This is a genomic window from Mesorhizobium sp. M0659, assembly GCF_040320605.1.
GTDB lineage: Bacteria > Pseudomonadota > Alphaproteobacteria > Rhizobiales > Rhizobiaceae > Mesorhizobium.
The window spans coordinates 1-19,796 of sequence record NZ_JAMYPY010000004.1 but is presented as its reverse complement, the minus strand read 5'-3'; the positions used below and the strand labels follow the sequence as shown (position 1 = coordinate 19,796).

Annotated in this window: 19 protein-coding genes and 1 riboswitch; of the genes, 6 read left to right on the top strand and 13 right to left on the bottom strand. The window is 62.8% G+C overall.

The features are described 5' to 3' along the window. Positions 1-17: 17 nt before the first annotated feature. From NKI31_RS07790 to NKI31_RS07770, 5 genes are all read right to left on the bottom strand, one after another. On the bottom strand, positions 18-761 hold the full coding sequence (locus tag NKI31_RS07790; protein WP_023703623.1) for a glycosyltransferase family 2 protein: 744 nt from the start codon (positions 759-761) through the stop codon (positions 18-20). Continuing rightward, positions 758-1,807, bottom strand: a complete 1,050-nt coding sequence (locus tag NKI31_RS07785) for a hypothetical protein (RefSeq protein WP_023703624.1) — start codon at positions 1,805-1,807, stop codon at positions 758-760. The genes NKI31_RS07790 and NKI31_RS07785 overlap by 4 nt, the downstream gene beginning before the upstream one ends. A 153-nt stretch (positions 1,808-1,960) precedes the next feature. Beyond that, positions 1,961-2,383 (bottom strand): PqqD family peptide modification chaperone, encoded by a 423-nt coding sequence (locus NKI31_RS07780; protein WP_023703625.1) that lies wholly within the window; start codon positions 2,381-2,383, stop codon positions 1,961-1,963. A gap of 161 nt (positions 2,384-2,544) precedes the next feature. Beyond that, on the bottom strand, positions 2,545-3,645 hold the full coding sequence (locus NKI31_RS07775; protein WP_023703626.1) for an FAD-binding oxidoreductase: 1,101 nt from the start codon (positions 3,643-3,645) through the stop codon (positions 2,545-2,547). Positions 3,646-3,682: 37 nt separating this feature from the next. Next, positions 3,683-4,930, bottom strand: coding sequence for an aromatic ring-hydroxylating oxygenase subunit alpha (locus NKI31_RS07770; protein ID WP_023703627.1), 1,248 nt, complete (start codon positions 4,928-4,930; stop codon positions 3,683-3,685). Between the two features lie 117 nt (positions 4,931-5,047). Continuing rightward, positions 5,048-5,249, bottom strand: a riboswitch (cobalamin riboswitch). A gap of 497 nt (positions 5,250-5,746) precedes the next feature. Between NKI31_RS07770 and NKI31_RS07765 the strand changes: the two genes are divergently transcribed. The 3 genes from NKI31_RS07765 (at position 5,747) to NKI31_RS07755 (ending at position 6,528) form a co-directional block, all read left to right on the top strand. Continuing rightward, entirely contained in the window at positions 5,747-5,953 is a 207-nt protein-coding gene (locus NKI31_RS07765) for a DUF680 domain-containing protein (protein ID WP_023703628.1), read from the top strand. Between the two features lie 66 nt (positions 5,954-6,019). After that, positions 6,020-6,223: a DUF680 domain-containing protein gene (locus tag NKI31_RS07760; protein WP_023703629.1), complete on the top strand. Its 204-nt coding sequence runs from the start codon at positions 6,020-6,022 to the stop codon at positions 6,221-6,223. Between the two features lie 71 nt (positions 6,224-6,294). Beyond that, positions 6,295-6,528 carry a DUF680 domain-containing protein gene (locus NKI31_RS07755; RefSeq protein WP_023703630.1) on the top strand — a complete coding sequence of 78 codons (234 nt, stop codon included), beginning with the start codon at positions 6,295-6,297 and terminating at the stop codon, positions 6,526-6,528. A gap of 71 nt (positions 6,529-6,599) precedes the next feature. Here NKI31_RS07755 and NKI31_RS07750 read toward each other — a convergent pair whose 3' ends face one another. The 5 genes from NKI31_RS07750 to NKI31_RS07730 all read right to left on the bottom strand — a co-directional run bounded on the left by NKI31_RS07750 (position 6,600) and on the right by NKI31_RS07730 (position 13,224). Further along, positions 6,600-7,712, bottom strand: a complete 1,113-nt coding sequence (locus NKI31_RS07750; protein WP_352651073.1) for an ABC transporter ATP-binding protein — start codon at positions 7,710-7,712, stop codon at positions 6,600-6,602. Between the two features lie 66 nt (positions 7,713-7,778). Next, positions 7,779-9,443 carry a beta-galactosidase BglA gene (bglA, locus tag NKI31_RS07745; RefSeq protein ID WP_352651071.1) on the bottom strand — a complete coding sequence of 555 codons (1,665 nt, stop codon included), beginning with the start codon at positions 9,441-9,443 and terminating at the stop codon, positions 7,779-7,781. A 5-nt stretch (positions 9,444-9,448) separates the two neighbouring features. Beyond that, positions 9,449-10,603 carry a carbohydrate ABC transporter permease gene (locus tag NKI31_RS07740; protein WP_023668890.1) on the bottom strand — a complete coding sequence of 385 codons (1,155 nt, stop codon included), beginning with the start codon at positions 10,601-10,603 and terminating at the stop codon, positions 9,449-9,451. A 1-nt stretch (position 10,604) separates the two neighbouring features. Continuing rightward, on the bottom strand, positions 10,605-11,618 hold the full coding sequence (locus NKI31_RS07735; protein WP_023668891.1) for a carbohydrate ABC transporter permease: 1,014 nt from the start codon (positions 11,616-11,618) through the stop codon (positions 10,605-10,607). A 250-nt stretch (positions 11,619-11,868) separates the two neighbouring features. Further along, positions 11,869-13,224 (bottom strand): ABC transporter substrate-binding protein, encoded by a 1,356-nt coding sequence (locus tag NKI31_RS07730; protein ID WP_023690253.1) that lies wholly within the window; start codon positions 13,222-13,224, stop codon positions 11,869-11,871. A gap of 364 nt (positions 13,225-13,588) precedes the next feature. On the opposite strand from NKI31_RS07730, the gene NKI31_RS07725 reads away from it, so the two are divergent. Next, positions 13,589-14,611, top strand: a complete 1,023-nt coding sequence (locus NKI31_RS07725; protein ID WP_023684299.1) for a substrate-binding domain-containing protein — start codon at positions 13,589-13,591, stop codon at positions 14,609-14,611. A 165-nt stretch (positions 14,612-14,776) separates the two neighbouring features. Further along, entirely contained in the window at positions 14,777-16,123 is a 1,347-nt protein-coding gene (locus tag NKI31_RS07720) for an NAD(P)/FAD-dependent oxidoreductase (RefSeq protein ID WP_352651069.1), read from the top strand. Positions 16,124-16,149: 26 nt separating this feature from the next. Here the strand turns inward: NKI31_RS07720 and NKI31_RS07715 are convergent, their stop codons facing one another. From NKI31_RS07715 to NKI31_RS07705, 3 genes are read right to left on the bottom strand one after another with little or no spacing between them, the layout of a single operon-like run. Further along, entirely contained in the window at positions 16,150-17,562 is a 1,413-nt protein-coding gene (locus NKI31_RS07715) for a S8 family serine peptidase (RefSeq protein ID WP_352651067.1), read from the bottom strand. Beyond that, entirely contained in the window at positions 17,552-18,220 is a 669-nt protein-coding gene (locus tag NKI31_RS07710) for a hypothetical protein (RefSeq protein ID WP_023715514.1), read from the bottom strand. Before NKI31_RS07710 ends, NKI31_RS07715 begins: the two co-directional genes overlap by 11 nt. Before the next feature lie 14 nt (positions 18,221-18,234). After that, positions 18,235-18,801, bottom strand: coding sequence for a sigma-70 family RNA polymerase sigma factor (locus tag NKI31_RS07705; RefSeq protein WP_023725917.1), 567 nt, complete (start codon positions 18,799-18,801; stop codon positions 18,235-18,237). 271 nt (positions 18,802-19,072) lie between these two features. Between NKI31_RS07705 and NKI31_RS07700 the strand changes: the two genes are divergently transcribed. Further along, positions 19,073-19,796, top strand: a 724-nt coding sequence (locus NKI31_RS07700; RefSeq protein WP_352651065.1) for an IS256 family transposase, incomplete at its 3' end; no start/stop codon positions are given.

Sequence of the window (19,796 nt, the reverse complement as noted above, 5' to 3'; positions counted from 1 at the left end):
GTGATCTGTTCATTCTTTCACCACTCTGCCGGGCGCTTGATCTCGAAAAGCCCCTCGACCGGGCGCCGCGACGGATCGGCCTTGCGCCGCCGCAAGGATTTCTGAATTACACGTAGATATTCGCGCACCGCCACATCCCTTTGCTTGGTCAAATTGCCGGGGTGGCGCCGGTAGTATACCGCGACGGTGTCGGGAAAAATGTGCTTTGGGCTGGTTTCGAAAATGCGCAGCAGATAGTCGGCGTCTTCGCCCTGCCGGAACTCCTCGTCGAAAGCACCTGTACGGTCGATGAGTGCCCTGCGGAATATCCCGGCGCTAAGGCTGACGCCGCGCACGGTGGGACCTGCGCCGCCCCGTGCCGGCTGCAGGGTTTCGTCGTCCATGAGATCGACGCGCGTCATCAGCGAGTAGGTCAGCTCGAGCGCAGGGTCGGCCGCGAACAGGGGTAGGCCAGCCTTGAATCGTCCAGCCGGCGAGACGTCGTCCGAATCCAGGAACGACACCAGTTCGGTTTGCGGCAGCAACTGCCTCAGCCCTGTGTTGCGCGCGTTGGCCACGCCCTGGTTTGCCTGCTGGAACAGGCGGATGCACGACGCTTCCCGCATGATGGCGCGGACTGCTTCAACGGAGCTGTCCGTCGAGCCGTCGTCGACAACGATGATATCGAGATCGGCATCGTCGCGTTGCCTGAGCAGGGACCGCAACGTCGAAACGACATAGATCTCCCGATTGTAGACCGGCACAATGATGCTCAACTTCATGCAGCGCCCCGAAGGACGAAATCCGCAATCGTGCCGGCGATCTCGCGCGGCTCGGTCCCCAGCGACAGCCGGTAGCATGGCAGATCGCGGGTAAGCTCGCTGAAAAAGCGAAAGCCCGCTTCCCGCTCGCCCGGCATCTGCACGATTCCTGACGGCGCCAAGGCGATCATGGCATCCTTGCGCGATATGGGCATGACCGAGCTTCTCGCACCTCCCCTGATATGGGGCACTATCAAAGCAATAATGTCCAGACTTGCAGGAGTTGGTCGAGGCGCGACCTCGTTGATGTGAAAGGCATGCTTGCCTTGCCAGTTCAGCGGTTGGTACGAATTTAGCCGACCCTCCAGCTTCAGCCGCTTGAAGCCCTCCGGATCCTGCTTGAGCGTGGCAAACAGCGGATAGGCCGTCACCCCCTCGGTCCGGTCGATCAGCACATAGTCGTCGCCGACGCTATCGAGCCCATTGAGCAGGCCGGCGACGACCGTTCCCGATTTGCCGGCACCGCCGGAGCCCGCCAGCAGGACGCCCTTGCCATCGATGCCCAGCGTGCCGGCATGGGTGAGCCGCATGCCGCGCGCCGCATATTCCCAATGCAGGAAGGCGCGCAGCGGCGCCCCTTGTTCCCATGGCGGAAAGGCGTCGGCCGACATCATCAGCTGCGCCCCGACATGGCGTTGCGGATCATGGAACTGCCAAAAGTCGAGGTCATGATAGTAGCTGCCGCGCAATCCGGCCTCTTCCAGCCGGTTGGCAAAGGCATGATGGTTGTAATCGCCTCGGCCCCAGGTGGCCGGGGCGGGGACGCCATCGATGGCCGGGTGGGCGACGAAAATGCGGCAGCCGTCAGATGCAGACGGATTTTCCGGGGCCGGTATGAAGGCATGGCTCATGGCTTCCGCCAGCGTGCCATGGTCGAGGTGGACACTCAGGTCCAGCCCCGGCAACCGCACGCTGGCGGTAACGGGATAGAAGGCGGCGGCGCTTTCCGCGGCCGCCAGCACATGGCGGGCATAATCCGGCAGGGTTTGCAGCGTGATCAAAGGCATGTGTTCGTTGTTCCAGCGTCCAGAATTGCGCCGGGTCGCCTGATGCATGTCGCTCGGGGTGGCCCCGGTTTTGAGACGACGACATGCATAAAATCAAAGATCTAAACCGCGTCGCCTGAGTCCGTTCAAACGCGACGCGCTTTAGGGAAACGATTATGCCTGTTTCACCGCCGGCCAGCCGAGAGGTTCCTCGACCTCATGGATCGGGTCGACAATGATGAGATCGGCAAGGTCGTCGTGGACATCGACCTTGAGCGGCTCATTGCTGGCAGCAAGCGCAGACGACAGCTCGCCCGAAAGCGGTTGTGCCGGTGTTTCGGCTGGCGCAAGCAACCCGAAATCGAGCAGTCGGGCAATGAAGCTTTCGAGGTCGGCCAGGCTTATTTTTGCGGCGCCCGCGGCAACTCCGACCAGCGCTTCAGTGGCGACGCCGGACGACAGAGCCTGCCAGACCCGGCTGCCGGAATCGGAAAAGCCGAAATACTTACCGTTCGAAAGATCGAGAACGACGGCTTCGCCATCGAATGATTCGAAAACGATGTCCTTGCTTGCGACCCCATAGACCCGCTGTTGCATCGCTCTGTCCCCCGTTCCATGCGCCCATGAAGGGATGCGCCGGTTTCACGGTCTGCCAGCCCTTCCTAAGTGCGTCTAAATCACTCGGCCTATGCTTGGCAAGACAAAGACCCGCGAACACAACGCCTGCGTCGGCGACCGTTGCGGCGAAGTCGACCGGCTCAAGCCTCGATTTCGAGCGCCGACAACGGTTTCGAGCAGCAGGCAAGGATGAAACCGTCATCGATCTCGTGGTCGAGGATGCCGCCATTGTGGCTCATCTCGACTTCGCCGGAGACCTTCTTCACCTTGCAGGTGCCGCACAGGCCGAACTCGCAGGCGGCGGGAATCCGCACGCCCGAGCTGCGCGCGGTCTGCAGCACGGTCTGGCCGGCGACGCAGCCGGCATCGACCTCCGAAAGCGAGAAGCGGATCGGCGTCACGGCTTCGACAGGTGCAGCGATGCCGTCCTCGACCGGGGAGGCAAACGGCGCCGGAATTTCCTCCATCACAGGCGCGGCAAAGCTCTCCTGATGGTATTTCGTCATGTCGAAGCCGGCGGCATCCAGCATGCCGCGCACGGCGCGCATGAACGGATCGGGGCCGCAGCAGAAGATTTCGCGCTCGCGGAAATCCGGAGCCAGCAAGGGCAGCCGGATCGCATCGATGCGCCCCATATGGCCGTACCAGCCTTCGCGGCTGGAACGTTCCTCGATCATGAAGCCGAGCGACAGGCCGGGCATATGGCCGCCGAGCAGTTCGAGTTCCTTGCGGAAGATGATCTCTTCGGCACGCCGCGCGCAGTTGACGAAACCGACATCGGTCCATGGCGCGCAGTCGTTCAGCCAGCGCAGCATCGACATCATCGGTGTCACGCCGGAGCCAGCCGAAATGAACAGATATTTGGCCGCCGGGTGGCTGTGCAACGAGAAGTCGCCCGCCGGTCCATAGGCCTTGACGTGCGAGCCGGGCACCAGTTGGTCGAACATCCAGCGTGTGCCGATGCTGCCCGGTTGCGCCTTCACTGTCACCGCGATCGAAAACGGCCGCGATGGCGACGACGACAGCGTGTAGGTGCGCATCAGCGGCCCGTCCGGTGTCGGCAGTTCCAGCGTCAGGAACTGGCCCGGCTTGTAGCGGAACCAGGTCTGGTTGTCGGAGCGGAAGGTGAAGGTCTTGACGTCGGGCGCCTCGTCGCTGACGCCGATCACTTCCAGCACCTGCAGCCTATCGTTCCACGGCGCCATCTGGTCGAGATGGCGATAGAGCCCAAGATCCGTCATCGCATTCATCCTCTGGTCCCTCTTCGCCTGCTCCAGCTCACGCGACGCTGCGCAGCGCCGGCCGGCCGCCTTCGGCAAGGCGCGGGCCGATGAAGGCCGCGTACCATTCGACGAACTGGATCACGCCGCCCTCGTGCAGCTCCGAATAGGGGCCGGGCTCATAGGCCGGCGACAGGATGCCGAAGGCGTTTTCCTCGACGATGCGGCGGTCCTGGTCGTTGGTCTCGGTCCAGACGTGGGTGAGCTCTTCAAGGTTGTAGTCGACGCCCTCGACCGCATCCTTGTGCACCAGCCACTTGGTCGTCACCGCGGTTTCGGTGGCGCTGATCGGTAGCACCCGGAAGGTGACCGCATGGTCGATCAGGATGTGGTTCCAGGTCGTCGGATAGTGGTAGTGCATCAAGGTGCCGATGCGGTCGGCGGCAACAGTGTCGGACAGGTCCTTCGTCACCGCGCGCTTTCCCGACATCGTGTAGCTGACGGCATCGCGCAGCAGCGGCGCGCGGGTGGCGCGGTATTGCCCGGCCGGATCGATGCGGAACTTGCTCGGCAGGCCCGCCGCCTCGCATTTCGCCCAGTGCGCAAGCATCTCCGGATCGCTGTCGGCGCCCTGCACGCCGGTCACCGTCGGCGCTTCGGGGAATGTCTTGCACAGCTCCGGATGATTGCCGGCGCAGTGATAGCATTCGCGGTTGTTTTCCCAGACCAGCTTCCAATTGCCCTTCTCGATGATGGTGCTCTCGAAGGCGACCTTGGCTTCATTCAGCCGGTGCGGCTTGAGGTAGGGCTCTATCATGGCGCGCATCGGGGCAAAGTCGGCAGGTTCTTTTGCCAGGCAGATGAAGATGTAGCCGCCGACGCTCTCGCAGGCGACGGGCTTCAGGCCGAACTGGCTCTTGTCGAAACCGTCGGCCATCTGGCGGGCAAACAGCAGCCGGCCGTCAAGCTCGTAGGTCCACTGGTGATAGGGGCAGACAAGCTTTGCCGCCATGCCCTTCTCAGTGTTGCAGACACGGCTGCCGCGATGGCGGCAGGAATTGTGAAAGGCGTTGATGTTGCCCTTCTGGTCGCGGACCAGCACCACCGGATAATCGCCGATCTGCACGGTGATATAGCTGCCGGGCTTCGGCAGTTCGCAATCATGGCCGATGAACAGCCAGTCGCGATACCAGATGAGCTCCATGTCGAGCTTGAAATAGTCCGGGTCGGTGTAGAAGGGCTGTTCCAGCGAAAAGCCTTGCTTGCGGCCGTTCAGGAGCCTCAGCATGTCGTTGCGCGTATCCATAGTTCTGTCCTCGTGGTTTAAGGACTGAACTTGGTGGTGATGGAGGAAGGATCGGACGCAGGCCGGCGCGGCGCCGGACATGCACTATCCACCTCTTGACCGCCCACCGCGATCAGTCGAGTCTATGCATCTCGGGCTGGTTTCCGGGCTCTGGAGTTGTCCTTGCGGACCATCGCGACACCTTCCCAGGCTCTTGCCCAGTGGTCTCCCGTTGCGACTTCAACTCCACCACCGTTGCGGGGGCAGCGCCGGATTCTGACCGGCTTCCCAATTCTCCGCTGCGTCGTCACGAAGCGGCACCTGAGATGCGATCATCTAATCACGGCAGCGATCGCGACGTCGGCATGAAAGCGACATCGTATCCATGCGGCGCGACACGCGCGGCATACGCCCCCCGCCGCCGGTCAAAGAGCTGAGACGTTTCTTGGACGCCATCATCGCCGTTTCGAATCGCTGCGGATCCAGTTCGATCGGGGGCAAAAAGGGCTCAACGGTATCGAAAAGTTACTATTAGCAATCTCTAATCGAACCGAACGGTTCGTTTCTGTTGACAATGCGTGCAGGCGGTGTGAACGACGGCCCGGAAACCGACACGGGAGCGAACCACTCGGTTCGACATAAGCAACTGAAAACAATGCGATAAATGACCATAGAGGAACTTCCTGGCACAATTTCAAGGTGCAGGACCGTGGTCCACACGGAACAACTTCGTGATTGGAAACCAGCCTATGGCTTTCCCACATCGGGGCTGTCCGAACGACGCGAATTCCTCCCAAGACACGCCGCTAGACGGACAGACAAACTGGAGTACTAAAAATGAAAAAGATCATCCTCACTGCCGCAGCCGTTTTGGCGATCACCGGCAGCGCCTTCGCCGGTAGCGACAATTACGGTTCCAATGGTGCGAACCAGCCAGCCGTCTCGGTCGACAGCTCGTATACGGCTTCCATTCAGAAGCCGGCGCACGCTGACAAGCAGCCTGTCATTCAGGGCGCCGACCGCGACCTCTACGGCAATCGCTGATCCCGACCAAAGAAGGGCGGCTAACCCGTCGCTCTCGGGATCCCAAAAAATTCAGGAGTATTTGAAATGAAAAGGATCATCCTTGCTGCCGCCGCCGTTTTGGCCATCTCCGGCAGCGCTTTCGCCGGCAGCGACAACTACGGTTCGAACGGCGCCAACCAGCCTGCGATTACGTCGACCGATAGTGGCCATACGGCTTCGGTTGAGAAGTCGGCTCCAGCCGAGCAGGCGCCTGCCCACGGTGCCGACCGTAACCTTTTCGGCCGCTAAAAGCCGGTTTCCAGCACGTGGCGGGCTTATCCGCTGCAGCTGGCGGCATCAGAAAAATTCAGGAGACTAAAATGAAGAAGATCGTTCTTGCCACCGCAGCCGTTCTGGCTGTTTCGAGCGCTGCCTTTGCCGGCAGCGACAATTATGGCTCCAATGGCGCCAACCAGCCGGCCGCTGCCGTCGACACCACTCGCACTTCGTCGACCGGCACCAACTCGGCGGTCTACAAGCTGCTGAACTCGTCGAACGACCAACAGAAGTTCGTCCCGCCGAGCAGCGACAGGGATCGGTTCGGCAACAACTAACAGCCGAAGCTTAAAAAGAGCGGCGGGCCTGGCCCGCCGCTCTTTTTTCATGCCTGTACGACGCAGCTATCTCAAGCCGCCTTCACATCCACCGGCTTGAGCGAGAAGGAGTGCCCATCGGCGTCGAAGATGTGCAGGTCCCCGGCATCCGCGGTCAGTCGCAGCTTTGCCCCGCGCTTGACCTCGACATTGCCGGGCAGCTTGGTCACCAACGGCAGGTCAGCGCGGCCGATATCGACATAGACAAGCTGCACCTCGCCGAGTTGCTCGACATAGTCCACCACGCCCTCGAAAAGATATTCCGCGCCGGTGGCGGCCGACAGATCCTCCGGCCGCACGCCGAAGCTGACTGCCGCACCCTTTGCTGACGCCGGCGTTGCGATCGGCACCGTTGCCTTGCGGCCGCCGACATGGCTGACGATTGTCGGGTTGCCCGTCCTGTCGATTGTCGCCGGCAGGATGTTCATGGCCGGCGAGCCGATGAACTGGGCAACGAACAGATTGCCGGGCTTCTTGTAGAGGTCCATCGGCGTGCCGACCTGCTCGATATGGCCATCCTTCAGCACGACGATGCGGTCGGCGAGCGTCATCGCTTCGACCTGATCGTGGGTGACGTAGATCATGGTCGTGGCAGGCATCGATTCCTTGAGCTTGGCGATCTCGATGCGGGTCGCGACGCGCAGCGCCGCGTCGAGATTCGACAGCGGCTCGTCGAACAGGAACACTTTCGGATTGCGCACGATGGCGCGGCCGATGGCGACACGCTGGCGCTGGCCGCCCGACATCGCCTTGGGCAGACGGTCGAGATATTTGGTCAGCTGCAGGATCTCGGCGGCCTGCCGCACCCGCTTGTCGATCTCGGCCTTGCTTTCCTTGCCGATCTTCATCGAGAAGGCCATGTTGTCGTAGACGGTCATGTGCGGATAGAGCGCATAGGACTGGAACACCATGGCGATGCCGCGCTTGGAAGGCGGCACGTCGTTCACCACCTCGCCGGCGATCTTCAGCTCGCCGGAGGTGATCTCCTCAAGCCCGGCGATGGACCGCAGCAAGGTCGACTTGCCGCAACCCGACGGGCCGACGAAGACGATGAACTCGCCCGACTTTATGTCGAGGTCGATGCCGTGGAGAATGTGCAGATTGCCGTATGATTTCTTCACCTGTCTCAGCGTGACATCGGCCATAATTTCCTCCCAGTGATTTCCCTAGAGAACCTGGATTTCCTCAAAAAATCCAGTTTCGTCAAAAACTCAGTCGATGCGCCCGAACCAGGCGCCGTAGCCGCCGAGGCGGATGGAACCTGTGCCGGATTGTCCCGAAAAACCGTGCCCGGCCAAGGGCAGCAGCGCCTGACCACCGAGATCGACCTCGGCCGGCTTGCTGGCCAGATTGAAGATGCAGACGATCTGCTCATTGCCCTCACGGCGGGTGAAGGCGACGGTGTCGCCCTCGCTTTCGATGAACTCGATTTCGCCTTTGGCCAAGGCCGGATGCTGGCGGCGGAAACCGAGAAAGCGCCGGTAGTGCTCGAGCAGCGAGGCCGCGTCGCCCTGCTGAACATTGACCGCTTGCGACAAATGCTTGCCCGGCACCGGCAGCCAGGGCTTGGCCGTCGAAAAGCCGGCATTGCTGGCGGTTGCATCCCACACCATCGGCGTGCGGCAGCCGTCGCGGCCCTTGAATTCGGGCCAGAAGCGAATGCCGTAGGGGTCCTGCAGATCCTCGAACCGCAACTCGGCTTCGCCCAGCCCAAGCTCCTCTCCCTGATAGAGGCAGACCGAACCGCGCAGCGACATCAGCAGCGCCGAGATAACCTTCAGATAGGCGGCCGGGTCGGCCTCGTCGGCGGCCCAGCGCGAGGCCGGACGCATCACGTCGTGGTTGGAAAAGGCCCAGCACGACCAGCCGTCGCTGGCGACCTTGCCGAAGGCTTCCAGCACCTGGCGCACCTTGGCGGCGCTGATCTTTTCCGGCGCCAGGAAATCGAAGGAATAGCACATGTGGACGCGTTTGCCGCCGGCGGTGTAGGCGGCGACCACTTCCAGCCCACGCTGCGAATCGCCGACTTCGCCGACCGCGGCGGCCGCCGGATATTCGTCGAGCAGCGCCCGGAACCGTTCGAGGAAGGCAAGGTTTTCCGGCCGGCTCTTGTCGTAGATATGGTCCTGGTAGTTGTAGGGATTGACCGCAGGTGCTGTCTGGTCGTTGCGCTCTTCGGGCGGCAGCGGCGGATTGTTCTCCAGCCCCTGGCTGTGGAAGTAGAAATTGATGGTGTCGAGGCGGAAGCCGTCGACGCCGCGCTCCAGCCAGAAGCGGGTGACGTCGAGCAGCGCGTCCTGGACTTCCAGATTGTGGAAGTTGAGGTCCGGCTGCTCGGACAGGAAATTATGCAGATAATATTGCTGGCGGCTGGTGTCCCACTGCCAGGCCGAGCCGCCGAAGATCGACAGCCAGTTGTTGGGCGGCGTGCCGTCCGGCCTGGCGTCGGCCCAGACATACCAGTCGGCCTTGGGATTGCTACGGCTGGCGCGGCTCTCCTTGAACCATGGATGGTTGTCGGCGGTGTGCGACAGCACCTCGTCGATCATCACCTTGAGGCCGAGGTGATGGGCTTCCGCAACCAGCGCGTCGAAATCGGCGAGCGTCCCGAACATCGGGTCGACGTCGCAATAGTCCGAGACGTCGTAGCCGAAATCCTTCATCGGCGACTTGAAGAAGGGCGAAATCCAGATGGCGTCGACGCCGAGCGAGGCGATGTAGGGCAGCCTGCGGATGATGCCCTTGAGGTCGCCGATGCCGTCGCCATTGGAGTCCTGATAGGAGCGCGGATAGATCTGGTAGATCACCGCGCCCCGCCACCAGTCGCGATCGACGGCGAGATCGGGCTTCGAGGTCGCCTTCAAAGCGGCTTGCATAAGTCTCAACCTCCTTTGACCGAGCCGGCCAGCAGCCCGCGGACGAAATAGCGCTGCAGCGAGAAGAACACGATCAGCGGCACGATAATGGTGACGAAGGCCGATGTCGTCAGGATTTCCCAGTCGCCGCCGCGCGAGCCGAGCAGCGCGTTGAGCTTCGCGGTCAGCACGATCTGGTCCCCTTCGGTACCGAGGAAAACCATTGCCACCAACAAATCGTTCCACACCCACAGGAACTGGAAGATTGCAAAGGACGCCAGCACCGGGAAGGACAGCGGCAGCACGATCTTGACGAAGATTTCGAAATCGCTGGCGCCGTCTATGCGCGCCGATTCCATGATCTCGCGCGGCAGGCCGGCAATATAGCTGCGCAGGAGATAGATGGCGAAGGGCAGGCCGAAGCCGGTATGCGCCAGCCAGATGCCAAGATAGGTTTTCGACGGCACACCGAAGAATATGCCGACGCCGTTGTAGATTTTCAAAAGCGGGATCAAGGACATCTGCAACGGCACCACCAGCAGGCCGATGATGGTGGCGATCAGCAAGGCGCGGCCGGGAAAACGCATCCACGCCAATGCATAGGCGGCGAAGGCGGCGATCAGGATCGGGATGACCGTCGCCGGGATGGTAACGGTCAGCGAGTTTATGAACGAGCGGCCGATGCCCTCCGAAAACAGCACGGTCTTGTAATTGTCGGTGGTGAATTTCGGTGGCGCCGACGAGGCGTAATAGACGCGCTGGCCACGGTCGCCTTCGAAAGCCTTGGGCGAACTCATGACGAACGTGCCGTCGGCATTGAGCTGCAAGGTCACGCCGTCGCCGAGATCGGCAGTGGTGCCGGCCGGATATTGCGTCGGTGCCGCCGACTTGACGCCGAAGGCGCTGATGTTGCGCGCAGCACCGTCGCCGAAGATATTGCCGGCAAGCACGAACTTGCCGTCCTTCTCGACCTGCGCCGAGGCCGGCGGCAGGCGGCCGGCTTCAGTCTGGCTGGAGCTGGAGAACGAGTTCCACCAGCCCGAGGCGATGATCTGGTCCTTGTCGCGCAGCGACGAGACCAGGATGCCGAGCGTCGGCACGGTCCAGACGGCGACGAAGACAAGCACGGCGATGTGGACGCCGAAGCGGCTGGCAAAGGACTTTCCGGTCGCGACGGCCATCTCAATGTCCTCCCGTCTCTTTGTTCGCCTGGCGGATGTTCCAGACCATGATCGGGATGACCGCGATCATGATGATGATGGCGATGGTGGCGCCGCGGCCGAAATCGCCGCCGCCGCGGAACATCCAGTCGAACATCAGATTGGCCAGCACCTGGCTGTTCCATTGGCCGTTGGTCATGGTCAGCACGATGTCGAACACTTTCAGCACCAGGATGGTGATCGTCGTCCAGACCACGGCGATGGTGCCCCAGATCTGCGGCACCATGATCTTCCAGAAGATCTGGAACGGATTGGCGCCGTCGATGACCGCGGCTTCAAGCGTCTCTTCGGGGATGCCGCGCAACGCCGAAGACAGGATGACCATGGCAAAGCCGGTCTGGATCCAGATCAGGATGATCATCAGGAAGAAATTGTTCCAGAACGGCAGCGATATCCAGACCTGCGGCTGGCCGCCGAAATACTGGATGATGGCGTTGAGCAGGCCGATCTGCGTCTGGCCCTCGCCGCGATATTCGTAGATGAATTTCCAGATCACGCTGGCGCCGACGAAGGAGATCGCCAGCGGCAGGAAGATCAGGCTCTTGGCGATTGTGCCCCACCAGATCTTGTCCGTGAGCACGGCGATTATCAGCCCTAGAAAGGTGCAGGCGGCGGGCACCACCGCCAGCCAGATGATGTTATTCAGGATCGAGTTGCGGAACTCGCGGTCGCCGAACGCCCATTCATAGTTGGCGAAGCCGACAAAATGCTGGCCGCCGCGGTCGAGGAAGGACAGCCAGAGCGTCGCCACCACCGGATAGATCAGGTAGACGGTGAGGATGATCATCGCCGGGCCGACGAACAGCCACGGACGGACCAGTCCTTGCCGGCGCAGATTGTCGATGGCCGCAGCCCCGGCCACGCCGCGCGACGGGAATATCAGGTCGACCAGCTTGTTGGCGCCCCAGAAATAGGCGACGCAGCCGCCGACGCCGATGATGATGACAAAAATGGCCGATAAGATCTGAGCAGCCATGGGTCCCTCTTCCCTGCGCATGATCGGCCGGGCCTTGAACAGCCCTGGCGATGTGGCTCTGCGCCGATTTAAGTTATTCTGAAACGAACGAACGCAAATCGGTCCGGCGTAAGGCGCCGGTCGGATCCGGGCCATAGCGGCCCGGACCCAGTCTGTGGAGGAAGTCCTGAATTTGCCGCCAAAGCGGCTGATTACTTGGCAGTGGTTACTTGCCAGCTGACTGCTTGCCAGCTGACTGCTTGCCAGCTGACTACTTGATAGCGTCCCAGCTCTTCTGGATGTCGGTGGCGACATCCTGCGCCGACTTGCCGCCGACCAGATCAATCATGCCGGTCCAGAAGGCGCCGGCGCCGATCTTGCCCGGCATCAGGTCCGAACCGTCGAAGCGGAAGGTCGAGGCATTGGCGAGGATATCGCCCTGCTTCTTCAGCGCGTCGCTGGCATAGGCATCCTTGTTGACCGACTTGAGCGGCGTGACGAAGCCGCCCTGGGCCATCCAGATTTCATGCGCCAGCGGCATTTTCAGGAATTCGATGAACGCGCGTGCACCCTTCGAGTCCTTGGTGATCATGGCCAGCGTGCCGGCGCCGAGCACAGGCGTGCCGAGCTCGGGCTTGGATGCATAGGGCGGGAAGTAGAAGAAGTCGGCGTCCTGTCCAACCTTTGTGCCTTCCGGGAAGAAGGTCGGGATGAACGATGCCTGATGGTGCAGGTAGCATTTCGGCGGCACCGAGAAGAGGCCCTTCGGGCTGTCGCGGAAGTCGGTCGCGGCAACCGCCTTGGCCCCACCGTCGACCATCTTGTCGTCGGTCGCGATCTTGCCGAAAATGTCGATGGCGTTGACCACCGCCGGATCGTTGAACGGGATCTCGTTCTTTACCCACTTGTCATACACGTCGGGCGTCTGGGTGCGCAGCATGATGTCTTCGACCCAGTCGGTCGCCGGCCAGCCGGTAGCGCCGCCTGAGCCGAGGCCGATGCACCACGGCGTGCCGCCGTCGGCGATGATCTTCTTCTCGAGGTCGGCGAGCTCTTCCTGGGTCTTGGGAACCTTGTAGCCGGCTTCCTCGAAATTGTCGGGCGAATACCAGACCAGCGATTTCACGTCGGCCTTGTAGGGGAAGGCGAAGAAGCCCGGCTTGCCGTCCTTGTCCTTGAAGGTGCCGAGATCGACCCATGACTGGCCGGCGCCGTAATTGTCCTTGATCCATTTGGCGGTGTCGTCGCCCAGCGGCGTCAAAAGGCCCTTGGACGCCAGATCCTGGATCAGGCCCGGCTGCGGCAGTACGGCGATATTGGGCGGGCTGCCGGCCTGGGTATCGATGACGATCTGCTGTTCGTAATTTTCCGACGAGGAGTATTTGATCTCGGCGCCGGTGGCTTCCTGAAAATATTCGAGAACAGTGCGGATGAGGCCTTCGTCCTCGCCGCGCCAGGGCCCGAAGATGGTCAGCGTCTCGCCCTTGAGATCGACCTTCTTCAGCTCTTCGTAATTGGCCCAGTTGAAGCGCTTGTCTTCCCCGGGCTTGAACTTCAGTTCGGCTTGCGCCGGCAGGGACAAGGCGAGTGTGGCAAACGCTGCGCCAAGCAGAAGCATCTTCTTCATCGGTATTCCTCCCAGTGTGGACACATACACCCGGGCGGAACCTCCATTCCGCCCGCCGACGCTGCAGGACTGTGACTCGTTCAGAAAGGAACCGCAACCTTTCGAAGAGTCTTCCAAAGCGCTTTGGTCTTTTTGATCTGGCCATTGAATCGGCTGGAAGACAAGAGGGCGGTGGGCTAATCGATTTAATTGCGGGCCGCAAGACTTGGTAAAGTGCACTGCAGCACAGTTTTACGGCGGTGCAGCACCGTATTAAGCTTCAAACTGGCCGGACCAGTGCGTATGGTCGACCAGCTCGGCCGCGCCCATTGTGGCGCCGCGTGGCTTCAAAATTAAAAGCGCTTTGAGGCTTGGAGGCCTCCCAGTGAACCTGAAGCAGCTCTCTCATATGCTGGCCCTGTCGCAGACAACGGTAAGCCGTGCGCTCAACGGCTATCCCGAGGTCAACGAGGAAACCCGCCGGCGCGTGGTGGATGCCGCCAAGCGCCACGGCTACCGGCCCAACCCGAGCGCGCGCCGGCTGGCGACCGGCAAGACGGGCATGATCGGGTATGTGCTGCCGACGGGCGCCTCCGTCGACATCGACCCGCATTTCGTCGAGTTCCTGTCGGGTCTCGGCGACTATGCCCGCTCGCACGAGCTCGACCTAGTGCTGTCGCCGGCCGATGCCGACGACCAGGAAACCACCTATCGCCGCATCGTCGCCAACCGCCAGGTCGACGCCGTCTACATCTCCTCGCCGCGCCCGGCCGACCGGCGAGTGGCGCTGGTCAACACGCTCGGCATTCCCTTCATCGTCCATGGCCGCAGCGAAGGCTTCGATTTCGACTACCCCTTCACCGACATCGACAATGAGGGCGGCTTCCACGACGCCGCCCGGCTGCTGGTTCAGCTCGGCCACCGCCGGCTGGCGCTGATCAATGGCGACGACCGCGAGACCTTCGCCATCCACCGCGAGCGCGGCATGCGCAGGGCGCTGGCCGCGAGCGGCCTGACGCTCGGCGAGCGCCATGTCTGTTCACTCACCATGACCGAGGAGAACGGCTACCGCGCCGCCAGGCGCCTGCTCGAACAGAGCGAGCGGCCGACGGCGATCGCCTGCTCCAGCCTGATCATGTCGCTCGGCGTCGTGCGCGCGGTGCGCGACCTTGGCCTGACCATTCCCGGCGACCTGTCGTTGATTGCCCATGACGACGTCTTTCCATGGCTGAAGCCGGAGAATTTTTCCGTGCCGCTGTCGACGACGCGCTCGTCGATCCGCCTCGCCGGCGCCCGCATCGCCGAACGCCTGGCAGCGCGCATTTCCGGCTTGGAAGAAGGGGCGCGAGGCGAGGTCTGGCCAGTCGATCTGGTGGTGAGGGGTTCGGTCGCAGGCGCCCCCGTCTAGGGATTAATCCATCGCTCCGCTGGGCAAGTTCACCCTTGTGGATGTTGCCCGCAGATAGATTGACTTTGTTGGGACAACGGTCTGCCTGGACCTGTCCTTGATTTGGCTTCGAGTGGGTGGCAACCAGTAAGCCAGAGCCATCAACCAGTCCTCAGGGTGCGCCACTTGCCCATATTCCCGTTCTCCGAAACGGATCCAATCCGGCATCCTGGCCCACCGCCGAAAACGTCGGGGGTGGTCATAATTGGTGGCGGCATCATCGGCGTGACGACGGCGCTTTTCCTGGCGCAGCGGAACATTGCGGTGACGCTGCTGGAAAAAGGACGCGTTGCGGCCGAACAGTCGTCGCGCAATTGGGGCTGGATCCGAAAGCAGGGGCGAGACGCGGATGAACTGCCTGTCGTCATCGAGGCTATTCGCCTGTGGCGGCAGTTGGCCGAGGAGTGCGGCGAAGACATCGGGCTGACCCAGACGGGCGTGACCTACCTGGCGAACTCGGACAAGGACATGGCCGGCTTCGGAGCGTTCATGAAGATCGCAGCGATCCATGCGCTCGACACGCGCCTGCTGGACGCAGATGAAACCGCGAAGCTCATCAAAGGCATGTCACGCAAATTCAAGGGCGCGATGACGACGCCCTCCGACATGCGGGCGGAGCCTTGGTTGGCCGTGCCGGCGCTTGCCCGGCTTGCCGTGCGAAAAGGCGTCAAAATTGTCGAGAATTGTGCGGCGCGAGCCCTCGAAATCTCGGCCGGCAAGGTCAAGGGCGTGTGGACCGAGGCGGGGTATGTCGAGGCCTCCAGCGTGCTGGTCGCGGGCGGCGCCTGGTCATCCCTGTTCCTGAGAAGACACGGCGTCTCCATCCCCCAGCTCAGCGTCAGGGTAACCGTGGCCGCAACGGAGCCCATGCCTGAGGTCTATGCAGGTGCGGCAGCCGACGAACACATCGCGTTCCGGCGCAGGCAGGATGGCGGATATACGCTCGCCGCGGGCGGCAGCCATTTGCTTTATTTGGGGCCCGACGCATTCCGGCACGCCACCAAATACCTTCCCGCCCTCAGGGACAATCCGTTCGGGACGCGCTACTTTCCGTTCGCCCCGTCAGGCTACCCTGACGCCTGGTCGACGCCGCGCGATTGGGCGCCGGATTCCGTCAGTCCTTTCGAAAAAATGCGAGTGCTGAACCCGCCCCCTGAACGAGCCGGTCTGCGTTCGATAGAACGTAACTTCGGGTGTCTTTTTCCACAGTTCGAAGCAGTTCGCCTGAAGGCAGGCTGGGGCGGCATGATCGACGCCATGCCGGACGTCGTCCCTGTCGTGGATCGGGTTGAGGCAGTCGGCGGCCTTTTCGTCGCGACGGGAATGAGCGGTCACGGCTTCGGCATCGGGCCTGGCATAGGCCGTGTCGTTGCCGACCTGATCCAGGGAAACCAGACGGGGCACGACCTCAGCCGCTTCCGGCTGTCACGCTTCCATGATGGCAGCCCTGTCCGGCTGGGTCCGGCGCTCTGAATTGGGTGGCGCGAAATTCGCCCGGTTTACTTGTTCGCCGCCGCCTTCGTATCCAGCAGCCCATAACCGAAATCATTGTCCCGTCCCTTCGGACCGAGATCCCTGGCGGTGGCGGCCAGCGCCTTTTCGATGTCGTCGGCGGAGCGCTCGGGTGAAGCGTGGATCAAATTGGCGATAGCGCCGGACACGATCGCGGCGGCAAACGAGGTGCCGGTGACGACGTCAGAGCCGGCGCCGCTCGGCGCCACCATCTCGACGCCGGGCGCCGAGATGAAGACATAAGCGCCGCGATTGGCCTGCTGCATCAGCCCGTCCTTGGCGTCGGTGGCGGTGACCGCGATCACGCCGTCATAGGCGGCGGGGTAGCCATAGGGCGCTTTCGGCCCGTTGTTGCCGGCAGCAGCGACCAGGATGATGCCGAGCCCGCGCGCATTGCGGCAGGCGGTGGCGAGCAGATCGTTCTTGGGGCCGACGAAACTCATATTGATGATGCTGACATTCTGGTCCGCCGCCCAGTCGAGCGCCGACAGGATGACATCCATGGTCGACCTGCCGTCCTCGAAGGCGCGGGCGTGATAGATCCTGGCGCCGGGCGCCATGCCTTCGAGCGCGCCGACGCCGGCGATCAGCCCGTCGACCGAGGTACCGTGGTCACGCTTTTCGACCGGCACGTTGGGCATGGCGTCGAACTGGTCGGCAATGACGCCGGACAGCGCCGGATTGGTGTCGTCTATGCCGGTGTCGATGACGGCGATGCGCACGTTTTCGCCACTGGCTTGCTTGTTGTCGAGCTGAATGCGCTCGAAGGCATAGTTGACGATGCCGGCCGCCTGCTGCAGCGAATAGATATGGTTTGGCTCGCGCCGCAGGGTGCGGCCATCGGCGGCCAGCTGCGCCAGCACGGCGCCGACCGGGCGGCCGTCGGGAATGCCGAAGCGCACCAGCGTGGTGCCGAGCAGCCGCGACTGGCGCTGCGAGCGCACTTCAAGGCCGAAGGAGGCGGCGATCTGCTGGACGGCGCCGGCATCGCCGTCGACGGTCACCAGCACCTCGTCGGGCACGAACTCGCCGGCGATGGCACGGCGCGGCGCGGTCGCGACAAGATCGGTCGGCGAAACGATCGCCCCGCCGGCGGGTGGCCCGGCCTGCGTGTCGGCAGGCGGCGCTGACGGCCGCGGCGTCGGCACGGGCGCTACGGGAGCCGGTGGGCTGGGAAACAGGTCGACGATCAGGGCCGGAAGGGTAACTGCGCCTGGTTCGCCGCCGACGTTGGCCTCATTGCCGTCTTTCGGGCAGTCGGCAGCCGCCGCTCCGGCCGCGTCGGTGCAGTCGGCCCGGCCGGCATTGGGATCATTGGTCTGCGCCGACGCCGGCACGGCGACGATTGTCGTCGCCGCCACCAGGATCGCCGCAAATCGAATGACCGCCCTAGCTGCCATCAACCGGTTTCCTTCCCTCGATCACAGTCTCCGCGAACGGCTGGGCGGCAATAAGGCCGACGAGCCTGGTGTAGTCTCCTCCGGTCTTGACCGGGATGGCAATGCGGAAGACGCCCGAGGCGGCCGGCCCGCCGGCGATCTTCAGCGCGTTCTGGTCGAGGAAGACAGCGATGTCGGACATCTTCGCATCCGGCTTGAACTTGACCAGCGCGAACGGCAGTTTCGCCAGATCATCCTCGGCGCCGGCAATCTCGAAATCATGGCTCTTGCCGCCGGTCTGCACGTAGGACTGCACCACGACCAACGCCAGCAGCACCGCCGCTGCCGCCCAGGCGACCGTGGCCGGCATCGCCGTGAACCGGCCGAGTGCCTGCGCCAGCCAGGAACGGCCCGCGGGAGCGCGGACCGGTCCGGCTTCGGCGTCGAGCGCCCTGGCAAAGCGGCTGAGCGCATCGGCCGGTGGCCGGATCGCCTCGTTGGCGGCGGTGGCGCCGGAGAATTCCGCCTCAGCCTCGCCAAGCGCCGCCATCGCCGCCGGATCGCTCGCCAGCCATTCCTCGACGGCTTCGAGGTCCGAGCCTTCCAGCGAGCCGTTCAGGTAGAACGGCAGCAGCGTTTCCATTTCGTCACGGCGTGACATTTTTTCAGCGGCGCTCATATCTTCAGGATTGCTCATGGCCACCCCCTGTCGTAACCGGCGGCCTTGAGGGCTTCGCCGAGTTTCTTGCGGGCGTAGAACATTCGGGTCTTGACGGTGGCGACCGGGATGCCGAGCACCTCGCCGATCTCCGTCACCGACTGTCCATGGTAATAGGCAAGGTCGACCACCGAGCGGTGTTCCTCCGGCAAGGCATCGACGAAGCGCCGCAAGGCGGCGCCCTTGTCTTCCTTCATGGTGGCGACTTCCGGCGTGTCGGCGCCATCGGGAACCTGCGCCGCATCGTCGTCATCGATCCAGTCTTCTTTTTTCTTGCGCAGCATCGACAGCGCCTTGAAGCGGGCGATGCCGAGCAGCCATGTCGAGACTTCCGAGCGCCCTTCGAAACCGGGCGCCTGGCGCCACAGCTCAAGAAAGACCTCGTTTGCGATATCGTCGGCCATCATTTCCGATCCCGTCTGGCGCACCACGAAGCGGTAGACCCGCGCGTGGTGACGCATGAACAGCAGCCGAACAGCGGCACGGTCGCCCTTCGCGACCCGGTCGACAAGCGCGCGATCAGTCTCGGTCGCTGCCGTCATGGCCGGTCGAGCCGCCTGGCTCCTGTCTGCTCTGTCGCCGATCGGTTCAAAAAGGTTCATCCTTCCGCCAAGGAATTTTGGCGAAGCTAACCGAAGAAGGTGAGTGTTGCCAGAGTGTCTCCCTTCTCCCCGTCACTATACGGGGAGAAGGTGGCGGCAGCCGGATGAGGGGCGGTAGTGTGCTGAGAGTTCTGCAAATTCGCTGAGAGGGGGCGGTCATGGCAGGCTGGTGATTGTTCACGTCACCTGATTCCCGCGAAGGAACGCCACCATGACCAAGACTGAAGTTAAGACCGCCAGCGCTGCCGTCAAAGACATTCTGCTTTCGAACCCGGATGGATTGCACGAAGTGCTCCGTGCGGTGATGCAGGAGGTGCTTGAGGCCGAGATGGACGAGGCGCTGGGTGCCTCGAAGAGCGAGCGCACGCCCGAACGGCTTGGCTATCGCTCGGGCTATTACGGCCGTACCCTTGTGACGCGGGTCGGCAAGCTCGAGCTGCGGGTTCCGCAGGACCGGGCCGGGCGCTTCTCCACCGAGCTGTTCGAGCGCTACCAGCGTTCCGAGCGGGCCTTGGTGGCGACACTGGCGGAGATGTATGTGCAGGGCGTGTCGACCCGCAAGGTGAAGGCGATCACGGAAGAACTGTGCGGCCATGCCTTCTCGGCCTCGTCGATCTCGGCCATCAACAAGCGGCTGGACGAGAGCCTCGCTGCCTTTGCCAGGCGCCCCCTTCAAGAGCCGTTTCCTTACCTCATCCTCGATGCGCGCTACGAGAAGGTGCGTGAAGCCGGTGTTGTCATGAGCCAGGCGGTGCTGATCGCGGTCGGTATCGACTGGGACGGAAGGCGCCAGATCCTGGCCGTGGAGATGGCCAATCGCGAGAGCCGCTCGGCCTGGAGGGACTTCCTCGTCGGCCTCAAGGCGCGCGGCCTCAAGGGCGTCGAGTTGGTTGTGTCCGACGATCACGCCGGCCTGGTGGCAGCGATCGGCGAGG